This is a genomic window from Novosphingobium tardum (assembly GCF_042652045.1).
In the GTDB taxonomy this organism is placed as follows: Bacteria; Pseudomonadota; Alphaproteobacteria; order Sphingomonadales; family Sphingomonadaceae; genus Novosphingobium; species Novosphingobium tardum.
This window is the reverse complement of record NZ_JBHSDR010000003.1, coordinates 1,197,932-1,211,084: the sequence shown is the minus strand read 5'-3', so window position 1 is coordinate 1,211,084 and position 13,153 is coordinate 1,197,932. Positions and strand designations below refer to the sequence as shown.

The window sequence follows — 13,153 nt, the reverse complement described above, 5'->3', positions numbered from 1 at the left end:
CTGTGCACAACGCGGGGACAGGTGCGTTGACCGCCACTACTTGATCGGCAGCGTATCGACCGCTTGGCCCGCCGGGCTGGTCCACAGGAATGCGTCGATCTTGTTCTTGTCGAGCAGCTTGAGGAACGCCTGCGCCGCGGCCTGGCTTTCGAACGGGCCGGTCAGCAGCCGGTTGGCCTGCCCCCACGGCGTGGTGAAGCTCTTGCGGCCCTTGAATGCCTCGGGCTCCTGGCGGGTCAGCTTGCGCCAGTCGAACGCCAGCGCCGCCTTGTCCCGCCCGGTCGCGACCTGGACCCAGATGCGGCTGGGATGACTGGGCGCCGCGGGCTTGGGCGGAGGCGCGGCCTTGGCATTCTTGCCCTTGCCCACAGTTGCGGCGGCGGGCTGCGTCTGCTTGGTCGCGACAATCGCTTCAGGCGGCGGCTCGCGCCCGGCGGGCGCGGCCTTGGCCACGGGCCGGGCCTGGGTCGGCGGCAGCTTGAAGATGTCCACTACATTGGCTGAGCGTGACTGCTCCGCCGCAGGGGGGCGGAAGTCGTTGAACAGGTCGGCCAGCGCCGGACGCGCGGGCGCGGTGGCTGCGACAGGTGCCGGTGCCGGAATCACGGCTTGGATTGCGGCAGGCTGCTGACTTACGGGCTGTGCGGGCCGAGCCGAAGCTTCCTGAGCCAGTCTTGCCTGCTCGAAAGCGGATGGCGGTGCACCATTCGTGGGCGCGGGGGCGATGACGGGGCGAGTAGCGGGAAGCGGGTTCGACGTCGGGGGTGCGACGCGCGGCTGCACCGGGACAGGGGTCGCCGCCGCAACGCGGACCGGCGGTGGACTGACCGGCTGGGGACGAACAGCCGGCTCGTAGACAGGTCCCTGGAAAGCGGGTGCGGGGGTCGCCATGGCGACCTGGGGCGGCAGCGAGCGCGCAGATCGAGCCCCCGGTGCGACCCTGACGTCAGCTGCGGCAGCGCGTTCCTGTTCGGCGCGCCGGCGACGGCTTGCCTTGTCTTCCTTGGGCTTCTTGCCGCCGTTCCTTGCGCCCAGCGGCTCACCCGCCGGAATCAGACCCGCGTCTGCGCCGCGTCCCGTACGCACCTGCGGGTTGGCCAGTGCATACTGCACCGCGCGCGGATCGTCCCTTCCGATTTCAGCGGCACGCGGAAAATGGCCGAAGTTGCCCGCCGCGGCCTGCTGCGCTGGCGTGAGGCGGGGCATGTAGCGCAGGTAGGGAATGATCGCCTGGGCCATCGTCGGCAACATGGTACCCTGGGCAATGGCCTCGGCCTCGCGCTCGTCACCCAGGATCGCCATCATGAACGCGCGCGTGCGCCATGCGGCGGGCAGTCGTCGCTGTACCTGGCTCAGCAGGGTGGCCTCGGCTCCCTTGCGGTCCCCGGCGATTGCCTGGCTGAGCGCAAGGCGGCGGACGACTTCCTCGGAAGGAGCGACGGCCAGCGCCTGGCGATAGAAGCGCTGGGCGGAAACGTTGTCGCCAACGAGGTCGTAGGCCAGCCCGCGATCGCCGGCGAGCGCCGCCGTGTTTGCGCCGGCCCGCTCCGCCTCGTTGAACAGGCGGATCGCGTCATAGGGATTTTCGTTGCGGATATAAGCGCTGGCGAGCGTCGTTTTGACCCGCGGGTTGCCTGGCGAGAGCTGGTCGGCCCTACCCAGAAAGCCGAGTGCCGCATCGAAGTCGCCCATCGAGAGCGCGGCGTTGCCCGCATCGATCAGTGCCGCGACATCGGACGGATTGCGCGCCAGCCGGCCGAGAGCGGCATTGAGCGCGTAGCTGCCACCCGAAGGCGCAGACTGGACGACGGGCCGCGAAACCGAACTGAAATCGTCGTCGCCCGGCGTGCCTTGGGCAAGCGCTGGCCCGCCTGTCACCGCCCATGCGGCAAGAGCGGCCAGGGGAACGCCGGCAATTTTCCGGAATACAGCCAAATTCGCCATTGCTACGCCAACTCTCCCGCCATGCCGGACACTTCTGCCCGCGACCACCCGTCTCGGGTGCATAGCAGAGAACGGGCGACGCCAAGATGAACGGCGCCACGAAAGCGCCCGGCGGTTGCGCTGTTGCGCCGAGCGCGGGGAACGGCCGAACCGTCCCCCGCGATAAGTCGCCTACTGGTTGTTCTGCCGGCCGAGGAAGCGCGGAATGTTGAGCGCGCCGCCATCATCCTGGTCGTCTTCGGATTCGGCTTCGTTGGCCGACTTGCCGCCTCGCGACAGGTTGGCCATGCGTTCGAACAGCGTGCTGCCGGCACCGGCACCGCCCGGCTTCGGCATCGGCGTGAGACCGAGATTGCCGCGCGGGAAGCGGGGCGTGACCTCGTTGTTCTCGCTCGCCAGGCGATCGGCGTCGAGCAACAGCTCGTCCGACGCGGGCGGGGGAGACTCAGGCTCGGGATCGCTGGTGAAGCGAGGCAGATGCGTTTCGGTGCCGGTCGCTTCGGCGCGCCCTTCGTCCAGTTCGAGCTGAAGGTCGAGCGCATCGCCCACCTGCTCGTCGGCGGCAGCTTCAGCCTCGAAATGCTCGGCGGCCGGTTCTGCCTCCTCTTCCTCGAACACTTCTTCGGCAACAGGCTCGGGCTCGGCAGCGGGCGGCGTCCATGCCGCTGGCTCTTCAACCCGGGCAGGCGCCGCCGGAGCGAGCTGCGCGGGACGGACGGGGCCGCGCGAGCTGCCCATGCTGAATGGGCGCGAAGCCTCTTCCGCCATTTCCTGCGTCTGTTCGATCCCGGTGGCGACGACCGACACGCGGATCTTGCCGTCGAGATCGGGATTGAAGGCCGAACCCCAGATGATGTTGGCGTTGGGATCGACCAGCTCGCGGATGTGGTTCGCCGCTTCGTCGACCTCGAGGAGCTTCATGTCCTCGCCGCCGATGATCGAGATGATGACGCCCTTGGCACCCTGCATCGAAACGCCATCGAGCAACGGATTGGCGATCGCGCGTTCCGCGGCCTCGAGCGCGCGGTTCTCGCCGCTGCCCTCGCCCGTGCCCATCATCGCCTTGCCCATCTCGCCCATCACCGAACGCACGTCGGCGAAGTCGAGGTTGATGAGGCCCGGCATGACCATGAGGTCGGTGATCGAACGAACGCCCTGCTGCAGGACTTCGTCGGCGAGGCCGAACGCTTCCTTGAAGGTGGTTTCGGCCTTGGCGACCAGGAAAAGGTTCTGGTTGGGAATGACGATCAGCGTATCGACGTGCTTCTGCAGCTCTTCGATTCCCGCCTCGGCAGCGCGCATGCGGCGCGTTCCTTCGAAGAGGAACGGCTTGGTCACCACGCCAACGGTCAGGATGCCGCGCTCGCGCGCCGCCTTGGCGATCACCGGCGCGGCGCCGGTGCCGGTGCCGCCGCCCATGCCCGCGGCGATGAAGCACATGTGCGAGCCCTCGAGCGCGCGTTCGACGTCATCGAGCGTCTCCTCGGCGGCGGCCCGACCCACTTCGGGGCGCGATCCGGCACCGAGGCCCTGGGTGATGTCGGGCCCGAGTTGGATCCGGTGTTCCGAGATCGAGTTGTTCAGCGCCTGCGCGTCGGTGTTGGCGACGATGAAATCGACCCCCTCGATTTCGGCGTTGATCATGTTGGCAATGGCATTGCCGCCCGCGCCGCCGACCCCGATGACGGTGATGCGGGGGCGCAACTCATCGACTTTGGGCGGGCCGATATTGATGCTCATGAGGCTCTCCTGAAGAGATATTGCGCGTGACGTTGCACTTGACCGCGCTTGTGGCACGGATTGATTCGTCGAATCAAAGCGAAATTAACCTTTTCCACAGGCGCAAGGCGCGGGATCGCCATCAGAAATACTCGCGGACCGCGCGGTACACGCGGTTGACGAGGCCCATGCCCGAATATTTCATCGTCGCCTGGTAGGCCGGGCCGATCGCACGGATGTCGACAGGGTCGGCCGCCGCGTAGAGGACGAGGCCGGAAAGCGTTGCGAATCCGGGGGTTGCGTGAGCTTCGGGAAGGCCGGTCATCTGCGGCGGCTTGCCGATCCGCACCGGCTTGCCGAGCGCGCCTTGCGCATAGTCGGCCAGGCCGGGAAGCTCGGCGCCGCCACCTGTCAGCACGATCTGCTGTCCGCGCTGCCCGGTAAATCCCATCGCCTTGAGCGCCCGCCCGACCTCCTCGGTCAGGTGGGCAAGCTGAGTGGTGATGACCGAGAGTAACTCGGCACGCGGAATGCGGTTCTTGTCGTCGGCATGACGCGCGATCGGCCCCTGTCCTTCCGGATCGTTGGGGGCATTGACCGGGATCATCTCGCGGTGATCGGCCGGGCTCGCGATGGCCGAACCGTGCACGCATTTCAGCCGCTCCGCCTGATAACGGCGAATGCCGAAGGCCGAGGCGATCGCATCGGTCACATCCCCCGAGCCGAACGGAATCGCGGTGAGCCCTACCAGCATCCCTTGCGCATAGAGCGAGACGTTCGTCACTTCCGCGCCGAATTCGATCAGCGCCACCCCAAGCTCGCGCTCCTCGGGCGTCAAGCAGGCATGGCCCGCAGCGATCGGCGAGCCGACCACGCCCTCGACCTCGAGGTGCGCGTTCTGGACGCTTTCGGTGATGTTGCGCAGCGGCGCCCCGTCAGCGAGCATCACGTGGATGTCGACCCCAAGCCGCTCGGCATGAAGGCCCTTGGGATTGGGCACGCCATGGGCGCCGTCGAGCGTGTAATGCGCTGGCTGGGCGTGAAGCACGATCCGGCCATCGGGCTCGATCACCTCGCGCCCGGCGACGAGCAGGTGCTCGATATCGTCCTGCTCGATCCTCCGCCCGCCGATGTCGACCTCGGCGCGCGCGATAGAGCTGGCCAGCCCCGCGCCGGAGCAGCCGATCCACACCTTGGTCAGAGAGACGTTGGCGATCTTTTCCGCGCGCTCGATCGCGTCGCGCACCGCGTGGGTCGCGGCCTGCATGTCGGTCACGTAGCCGCGCTTGACCCCGTGGCTGGCGCGGTGGCCCGAGCCGAGCACGATCATCTCACCCGTTTCGGTGACGCCGGCGATCATCGCCGACACCCGGAACGAGCCGATGTTGACCGCGCCGATGACCTTCTCGATGCGCGGAACCGAACGTGACTGGGGCTTGCTGGCCATCGGGCGTTCAATCCTTCTTCGCGGCAGCGGCGGCGGCAGCCGCGGCACGATTGTCGGCGGCCTGCTTGTCGGCCCGGCCGGGCACGCGCAGATAGATGCGGTCGCGCGCGCGCATGTCGATGTAGGCCACCTCGCCGCCCAGAAGGCGGTTCACCCCGTCGAGCTTGGCGAACGAAAGCAGCGCTGACGCGGATTCACGGTCGCCTTGCGGCAGGGCAAGGACCTGACCGGTCTTGAACGTGAGGTTCCAGCGGCGATTGCCGACCCACTCGGCCTCCCGCACCTGCGGCTTCAACGCGGGTGCCGCGTCCAGCAGGTGGCCCAGTTCGGCGACGCGGCGACCGGCTCCCGGCCCTTCGAGCGTGAGCATGGCGCGGGCGCGGCTGGGCTCTACGGGTTCGAGTTCATGGCCCGCGGCGTCGATCAGGACATAGCGTCCCGGCTTCTTGAGGACAGCGTGGGGCACCCGCTCGACGATATCGACCACCAGCGTGTCGGGAAGCTGGCGCGAGACGCGGGCATCGTCGACCCAGGCAAGCTGGAGCAGTTCGTCGCGCAGTGCGGCGACATCGACAAGGGGCATCGGCTGGTCTCGCTCGCCCAGGACCCTTTCATAGACCTTGAGCTCGTTCATCCGCTTGACCCCGCGCACCTCGACCCGGTGCACCTCGAAGCCCGCGTCGGATGCCAGGCTGGCGAGCTGGGCCTGGGCCATCGCAGGAACGCCGGCAAAGCTCGCGACGATCCACGCCAGCACCGCAGCACCGCCGAGGATCATCGCCAGGAACATCTGGTGAAGCCGCGTTTCGCTGATAGGCACCCAGCGCATAGCGGCATCGACCGCCGAGCCGGTGCTTGCCCGGGCCTTGGCGACCTTCGCCTGCTTGCCGCGGGTTGCGGCAGCGCGGCGGACCCCCTTGCCCCCGCGCCGGATCGTCTGGCTCATGGCGCCCCCCCAGCTCCTTCCCCAATACCCGAAGTGTCTTCGTGCGACGCGCCGTTGGCCAGCGCGTCGGCGACGATCGCCTCGACCAGATCGCCGTAACTCATGCCGCAATGGCGGGCCTGTTCGGGCACCAGGCTGAGCGGGGTCATCCCGGGCTGAGTATTGACCTCGAGCAGGAAGAGCCCGGCAACGCCCTGCTCGTCATCCCAGCGGAAATCCGAACGGCTCGTTCCCTTGCAGCCGAGCAAGCGGTGCGCACGCAACGCAATGTCCTTGCACGCCTCGGTGATCTCGTCCGGAATCTCGGCCGGACAGATGTGGTCGGTCAGCCCTTCGGTATACTTGGCGTCGAAATCGTAGAACCCGGTCTTCGGCTTGAGTTCGGTGACCATCAGCGCCCGGTCGGCGATGACCGCTGTGGTCAGTTCCTTGCCGCGGATGAACGGTTCGGCCAACAGATGCTCGAATTTCTGCCACGGCCCCGCAACGTCGCGGCCGATGGGATTGCCGTAGTTGCCGCCCTCGGTAACGATCGCAACGCCAACCGATGAGCCCTCGTTAACCGGCTTGAGGACGTAGGGCCGCGCCAGCGGATCGCGCTGGTAAAGCTCTTCCGACGCGACGATGCGGCCGCCGGGCATCGGAATGCCGTGCGGGACGAGCGCGTGTTTCGTCAGTTCCTTGTCGATGGCGATGACCGACGTGGCGAGGCCCGAATGGGTATATTTCAGCCCCATCAGGTCCATCATGCCCTGGACGGTTCCGTCCTCTCCCGGCGTTCCGTGGAGCGCGTTGAATACGACGTCGGGCTTGGCCTCGGCGAGGCGAGCGGCGACATTGCGGTCCATGTCGATCCGGGTCACGCGATGGCCGCGCTCCTCGAGCGCATCGGCAACGCCGTTGCCGCTCATCAGCGAGACGGGGCGCTCGCTCGACCAGCCGCCCATCAGGACCGCGATATGGAGTTTTGCGAGGCTCACTTCCTGCCGACCCTTTGAATTTCCCACTCGAGCGTGATGCCCGCCTTGTCCTGCACCCGCCGTCGCACCGTCTCGCCAAGCTCCTCGATATCGGTGCTGGTCGCGGTGCCGGTGTTGATCAGGAAGTTGGTGTGCTTTTCGCTGACCTGTGCCCCGCCAACGGTCAGGCCGCGGCAACCGGCGGCATCCACCAGTTGCCAGGCCTTGTGTCCTTCGGGGTTCTTGAAGGTGGATCCGCCAGTCTTGCTGCGCAGCGGCTGGCTGGCCTCGCGGGCTGCGGCGATGCGCTCCATCTCGGCCTGGATAGCCGAGGGATCGCCCGCCCGCCCGCGAAACCGCGCCGCGACCACGATGGCGCCCGCCGGCAGTTCGGAATGGCGGTAGGTATAGCGTAGCGCCTCAACCGGAAGCGTCACGAGTTCGCTCGTGCGCAGGACGACGTCGCAATCGACGAGGATGTCCTTCACCTCGCCTCCGTAGGCGCCACCGTTCATCCGCACGAAGCCGCCGACCGTCCCGGGAATGGAGCGCAGGAATTCCACCCCCGCGATGCCCGCGTCCCGGGCGGTGGATGATACGAGAATGCCGCTCGCCCCGCCGCCGCAGGAAAGTGTGACTGCATCGATCGCTTCGACTTTGGCGAAGGCCTTGCCCAATCGCACGACGACGCCCGAGACCCCGCCGTCGCGCACGATCAGGTTCGAGCCGAGGCCCAGCGCCATGACCGGCACTTCGGGATCGAGGTCGCGCAGGAAGGCCTGGAGGTCGGCAAGATCCTTCGGCTCGAACAGCCAATCGGCCTTCCCGCCCGCCTTGAACCAGACCAACGGTGCAAGCGGCGCCTGCGCGGTGAGCTTGCCCGCCACCCGCGGCATGGTGGTAGCCATCATGCCGCCCGCGCGCCCTGCCCGCTCACGGCGGTAGCGAGCCCGGCGGCCCATTTCGTAATGTCGCCCGCGCCGAGGCAAACGACCATGTCGCCCGGTTCGACGGTGGTTGCCAGGTCGCGCGCAAGCTCGTCGGCACTGTTCACGACGAATGCGGACCGATGCCCGCGCGCCTTGAGACCGGCGACGAGCGCGGCCGCATCGACACCCTCGATCGGCGCCTCTCCCGCGGGATAGACCGGCGTGACATAGACGATGTCCGCATCGTTGAACGCGGTCTGGAAGTTTTCCATCAGATCGCGCAGGCGGGTGAAGCGGTGCGGCTGGACCACGGCGATCACCCTTCCCCGCACGCCTTCGCGCGCCGCGGCCAGGACGGCGCGGATTTCGACCGGGTGATGTCCGTAATCGTCGATCACAGTCGCAAGGCCGCCGCCGACAGGGATCTCCCCAACCTTGGTGAAGCGGCGCTTGACCCCGCCGAACTTGGCGAACCCGGTCTGGATAGCGGCATCCGAACAGCCCATTTCCAGCGCAACGGCCACCGCCGCCAGGGCGTTCTGCACGTTGTGTCGGCCCGGCATCGGCATTTCGATCCCTTCGATCCGCCGGGAATGCCCGTCGCGCTGGCGTACGACCGCATCGAAGCGGTTGCCGCCGGGAATGGGTGTCACGTTGTCGCCGCGGACATCGGCCTGTGCGGAAAAGCCATAGGTCACGACGCGGCGATCGCGGATCTTGGGGATGATGCCCTGCACTTCGGGATGGTCGATGCAAAGCACCGCCGCACCGTAGAACGGGACGTTCTCGATGAATTCGACGAAGGCCTCGCGCACCGCGTCGAAGCTGCCGTAGTGGTCGAGATGTTCAGGATCGATGTTGGTCACGACCGCGATCGTGCCGTCGAGACGCAGGAAACTGCCATCGCTTTCGTCGGCCTCGACCACCATCCAGTCGCTTGCGCCAAGGCGCGCATTCGAACCGTAGCTGTTGATGATGCCGCCGTTGATCACGGTAGGATCGACCCCGCCGGCATCAAGCATCGCGGCGATCATCGAAGTGGTCGTTGTCTTGCCGTGAGTGCCGGCCACGGCGACGGTGTTCTTGAGCCGCATGAGCTCGGCAAGCATCTCGGCCCGGCGCACCACGGGAATGCGCGCTTCGAGGGCGGCGGCGACCTCGGGATTGTCGCGCTTCACCGCGGTCGAGGTGACGATCACCGCGACCCCAGCGACGTTTTCGGCCCGCTGCCCGATCATCACCGGAATCCCGCGCTCGCGCAGCCCTTCGACGACATAGCCCTCGGCAATGTCGGAGCCCTGCACCGAATAACCCAGGTTATGCATCACTTCGGCGATGCCGGACATGCCGATCCCGCCGATGCCGACGAAGTGGATAGTCCCGATCTCGGTGCCGACGCCCTTCACGCCAGCACTTCCTGTCCGCTGGGCGCAGCCTGCTCGGGCTCCGAAACCCGGATCACGTCCATCAGTGGTGCGCCGCCGAAGCTTTCGACAAGGTCGGCAAGATCGCGGACCGCATCGGGCAGGCCGCAGTTCCAGGCGGCATGCGCGGCATTGGCAAGCGTATCGGGGCGCAGGGCGATGCTCTGAATCTGCTTGGCCAGTTCCTTGGCGGTGAACCTGTCCTGCCGGATCGCGCGCGCGCCGCCGGCGGCGACCATCTCGCGCGTGTTGGCGGCCTGATGATCGTCGGTCGCAATCGGCAGCGGGACGAGAATCGCGGGGCGGCCCACCGCGGTCAGCTCAGCGATCGTCGACGCGCCGGCGCGCCCGATGAACAAGTGTGTATCGGCGAGCTTTTCCGCCATGTCCTCGAAGTACGTGCCGAGTTCCGCGGGAATGGCGTGGCCGGCATACCGCGCGCGCACGGTGTCGATATCCGCGGCGCGGCATTGCTGCGTCACCTGCAACCGATGGCGCAGGTTGGGCGGAAGCATCGCCAGGCCATCGGGCACCACTTGCGACAGGACACTCGCGCCCTGGCTGCCGCCAGTTACCAGCACACGGAACAGACCATCCTCGGTGAAATCGGGAAAGGGCTCGCCCCTGAGCGCCAGGACTTCGGGACGCACGGGGTTGCCGACAAGGTGGACCTTGCCCGAAAGCGAGGGATCGAGCCGCTCGACCTGGCCATAGGCCGTAGCAATGGCGTCGACGCGCTTGGCTAGGAAGCGGTTCACCCGGCCCAGCACCGCGTTCTGTTCGTGGATGACTGTCGCGATCCCGGCGGACCGTGCCGCCAGCAGCGCGGGAAGCGCGGGATAGCCCCCGAAACCGACCACTGCGCTCGGCTCGAAACTTTCGAACAGGCGCAGGGCCATCCGGCGGCCCTGCATGATCGCGCGGACGGCACGAAGCCAAACCATCGGCCCGCCTTTCAGCAGCCCGGTCCCGAGCCTTCCCGCCGGCAGGACATGGGCGGTCAGCGCTCCAGGCTTGCCCGGTATGCGACTGCCGCGCTCGTCGGTGATGAGGGCCACGTGATGGCCCCGGCGCTCAAGCTCCTGAGCCAGGGCGAATGCGGGCAGAAGGTGCCCTCCGGTTCCGCCGGCAGCCAGGACATAGTGACGCGAAACGCCGGTCATCGCTTGGTGCCCGGCGCGGGTTGCGCAAAAAACGGGGTCACGTCGCGGCTGAGGAAGGGATTGCGGCGGGTGATCGCCAACAGGAAGCCAACCCCCATGCAAAGAGCGATCATCGAACTGCCGCCGTAGGAGATCAGCGGCAGTGTCATGCCCTTAGACGGGAAGAGCTGGAGGTTGACCGCGATGTTGATGAAAGCCTGCCCGACGAGCTGGGCAGTCAGGCCCGCGGCGGCGAGGATCGTGAACAGATCGTCTTCCTCTGTCAGCCGCAACAGCACGCGCACCGCGATCGCCGCATAGAGCATGATCACCGCCGCGCAGGCCATCAGCCCGAATTCCTCTCCGATCACCGAGAAGATGTAGTCGGTATGCGCTTCGGGCAGGGCCATCTTCTTGACCCCGAGCCACAGGCCCGATCCCGTCCACCCGCCGTTGAGCAGGGTCCGCTGGGCAAGGTCTACCTGGTCGAAGGCAGTGCCGCCCGAAAAGAAGCTGTCGATCCGGTGCGTCGCGTTCGGGTAGAAGAAATAGGCAAGGACGACGAAAGCCACGATGCCCGCGACCGCAAAGGCGATGCGCTGGATCGGCAAGCCGCACAGCAGGACAAGCACGAACCACACCCCGCCGAACAGCATCGTCGCCCCGAAATCGGGCTGGAGCATGAGGAGGACGGCGACCAGGCCCATCAGGCCGAGCGTAATGGGTATGACGGGCAGGTTGGGATCGCGCACCCGCCACGACAGGATCCAGGCGACCCCGATGGCGAAGGCCGGCTTCAGGAATTCCGAGGGCTGCAGGGAAATGCCCAGGTTCAGCCACCGCTTCGCGCCGTTCACGTCGGTCCCCAGGATCGGAACGAGCACGAGCGCGAACAGCATTGCGCCGCCCAGGACCACCCCGCTGCGGCGGGCCGTATCCTTGGGCAGCATCGAGCAGACAAACATCGCGACCAGCCCAAGGCTCAACCAGATGAGGTGAAGCTTCAGGAAGTGAAGGTCGTCGATATGCACCGCGGCGGTCGACAGGCGATGCGCGCTTGCCGGCGAGGAGGCGGCTACCGCTACGACGCCGATCAGCAGCAGCGTGGCGACAAGGCCGAGGAGCACGCGGTCGATTTCACGCCACCAGACGAGCAGTTCGCTGCGGCGGCTGCGGCGATAGCGCGCGCCATGTCCGACGACGCGGACCGCACCGTCGCGACCGATGGTCGGGACGGCGCGCGTGGGCGCTCCGGCGATCGGGGTTGTCATTGCGCGGCCTCGCGAAGCGACGGACACGGGGCGTCCTGATCCTCGATCAGCGCGGCGACGATATTGCGGAACGCATCGCCACGGGCTTCAAAGTCACGGAACTGGTCGAAACTGGCGCATGCCGGGGAAAGCAGCACGACGTCGCCGGGGCGAGCGGCTGCCATGGCCTGACGCAGCGCCTCGCACAGCATCTCGCTACGCCGCACGGGCACATGCGGTTCGAGCAGCGCGGCAAACCGCGGTCCCGCTTCGCCGATCGTGTAGGCGGCCGCGATGTTGCCGAGCTGATCCATGCATTCGTCGAGAGTGTCGCCCTTGGGAAGGCCGCCCAGGATCCAGTGGACTCGGGGCGCTCCGCCGGGCGCGGGCGGCCAGGCGGCCAACGCCGGCGCGGTGGACGCGGGGTTCGTGGCCTTGCTGTCATTCACGAACAGGACGCCGCGATGCTCTGCCACGCGCTCCATTCGGTGCGGTAGCCCGCCGAAGGTCGCCAGCGCTGGGCGCCACTGCGCCTCGGCAATTCCCAGTCTCTCGGCCGCGCGAACCGCGATCGCGGCGTTCTGCAAGTTGTGCGGCCCCTGCAACGACGGCCAACCGGCCTGCCCCGTAAGCGCTAGGGGATCGACCACGTCGACCAGGGCCTCTCCTCGCTGGGCCGCGATGTCGTGCGCGATCGCCAGGGTATGCGGATCGCCGCATCCGAAGATCGCCTGCTGGCTGGGCCGCTGCATCCCGAACAGCCGCGTCTTGGACGCGGCATAGCCGGCGAACCCGTCGTAGCGGTCCAGGTGATCGGGGCTGAGGTTGATCAGGACCGCGATGTCCGCGGCCAGGCTGCGCGTAAGGTCGATCTGGTAGCTCGACAGCTCGAGGACATAGAGGCCGCCGGCAGGAAGCGGCTCCTGCCCGAGGATCGGCAGGCCGATATTGCCGCCCATCCGCGACGGCAGTCCCGCGCTCTTGCAGATGTGGTGCAGCAGCGCAGTCGTGGTCGACTTGCCGTTGGTACCCGTAATCGCGACCACGCGGTGTGGCGGGAGACCGGCACGGGCCTGGGCGAACAGCTCGACATCGCCGATCAACGGCACCCCGGCGGCGCGGGCGGCATCGGCGATGGGATGCCGGTTGAGCGGAACGCCGGGCGATACCACGATGCCGGCAAAGCCGGTAAGGTCGGCGGTCAGCGGATCGGCGAGCTCGACCGAACGGCCATGCGTCGCGGCGACGACGCTGCGCGCTTCATCGCGATTGTCCCACGCCATCACCTGTGCGCCGCTGGCGACGAGCGACGCGACGCTCGAAAGACCCGATCGGGCAAGACCCAGGACTGCGTAACGCTTGTTCGAAAAGGTGGGGCTGGTGATCATGGCGG

10 protein-coding genes are annotated in these 13,153 nt (G+C 67.4%); all 10 read right to left on the bottom strand.

Annotated elements, in window-relative coordinates; genetic code table 11:
• Positions 1-36: 36 nt before the first annotated feature.
• Positions 37-1,878 (bottom strand): SPOR domain-containing protein, encoded by a 1,842-nt coding sequence (locus ACFO0A_RS06015; RefSeq protein ID WP_379538062.1) that lies wholly within the window; start codon positions 1,876-1,878, stop codon positions 37-39.
• Between the two features lie 237 nt (positions 1,879-2,115).
• Complete coding sequence (gene ftsZ / locus ACFO0A_RS06010) at positions 2,116-3,684, bottom strand: cell division protein FtsZ (protein ID WP_379538061.1); 1,569 nt, start codon at positions 3,682-3,684, stop codon at positions 2,116-2,118.
• A 121-nt stretch (positions 3,685-3,805) separates the two neighbouring features.
• Positions 3,806-5,110, bottom strand: coding sequence for a cell division protein FtsA (gene ftsA / locus ACFO0A_RS06005; RefSeq protein ID WP_379538060.1), 1,305 nt, complete (start codon positions 5,108-5,110; stop codon positions 3,806-3,808).
• A gap of 7 nt (positions 5,111-5,117) precedes the next feature.
• A complete protein-coding gene (locus ACFO0A_RS06000; protein WP_379538059.1) occupies positions 5,118-6,056 on the bottom strand; it encodes a cell division protein FtsQ/DivIB in 939 nt (312 codons plus the stop codon).
• Positions 6,053-7,036 carry a D-alanine--D-alanine ligase gene (locus tag ACFO0A_RS05995; RefSeq protein ID WP_379538058.1) on the bottom strand — a complete coding sequence of 328 codons (984 nt, stop codon included), beginning with the start codon at positions 7,034-7,036 and terminating at the stop codon, positions 6,053-6,055. The genes ACFO0A_RS06000 and ACFO0A_RS05995 overlap by 4 nt, the downstream gene beginning before the upstream one ends.
• Complete coding sequence (gene murB / locus ACFO0A_RS05990) at positions 7,033-7,926, bottom strand: UDP-N-acetylmuramate dehydrogenase (RefSeq protein ID WP_379538057.1); 894 nt, start codon at positions 7,924-7,926, stop codon at positions 7,033-7,035. Before murB ends, ACFO0A_RS05995 begins: the two co-directional genes overlap by 4 nt.
• Positions 7,923-9,350, bottom strand: a complete 1,428-nt coding sequence (gene murC / locus ACFO0A_RS05985) for a UDP-N-acetylmuramate--L-alanine ligase (protein WP_379538056.1) — start codon at positions 9,348-9,350, stop codon at positions 7,923-7,925. Before murC ends, murB begins: the two co-directional genes overlap by 4 nt.
• Entirely contained in the window at positions 9,347-10,531 is a 1,185-nt protein-coding gene (gene murG, locus ACFO0A_RS05980) for an undecaprenyldiphospho-muramoylpentapeptide beta-N-acetylglucosaminyltransferase (RefSeq protein WP_379538055.1), read from the bottom strand. Before murG ends, murC begins: the two co-directional genes overlap by 4 nt.
• Positions 10,528-11,781: an FtsW/RodA/SpoVE family cell cycle protein gene (locus tag ACFO0A_RS05975; RefSeq protein ID WP_379538054.1), complete on the bottom strand. Its 1,254-nt coding sequence runs from the start codon at positions 11,779-11,781 to the stop codon at positions 10,528-10,530. Before ACFO0A_RS05975 ends, murG begins: the two co-directional genes overlap by 4 nt.
• A complete protein-coding gene (gene murD, locus ACFO0A_RS05970; protein WP_379538053.1) occupies positions 11,778-13,148 on the bottom strand; it encodes a UDP-N-acetylmuramoyl-L-alanine--D-glutamate ligase in 1,371 nt (456 codons plus the stop codon). Before murD ends, ACFO0A_RS05975 begins: the two co-directional genes overlap by 4 nt.
• Positions 13,149-13,153 lie beyond the last annotated feature (5 nt).

Excerpts from the sequence above, each read along its gene's own strand:
- murD (WP_379538053.1), bottom strand. The coding sequence starts at position 13,148 with ATGATCACCAGCCCCACCTTTTCGAACAAGCGTTACGCAGTCCTGGGT.
- ACFO0A_RS05975 (WP_379538054.1), bottom strand. The coding sequence starts at position 11,781 with ATGACAACCCCGATCGCCGGAGCGCCCACGCGCGCCGTCCCGACCATC.
- murB (WP_379538057.1), bottom strand. The coding sequence starts at position 7,926 with ATGATGGCTACCACCATGCCGCGGGTGGCGGGCAAGCTCACCGCGCAG.
- ftsA (WP_379538060.1), bottom strand. The coding sequence starts at position 5,110 with ATGGCCAGCAAGCCCCAGTCACGTTCGGTTCCGCGCATCGAGAAGGTC.
- murG (WP_379538055.1), bottom strand. The coding sequence starts at position 10,531 with ATGACCGGCGTTTCGCGTCACTATGTCCTGGCTGCCGGCGGAACCGGA.
- ACFO0A_RS06000 (WP_379538059.1), bottom strand. The coding sequence starts at position 6,056 with ATGAGCCAGACGATCCGGCGCGGGGGCAAGGGGGTCCGCCGCGCTGCC.
- ftsZ (WP_379538061.1), bottom strand. The coding sequence starts at position 3,684 with ATGAGCATCAATATCGGCCCGCCCAAAGTCGATGAGTTGCGCCCCCGC.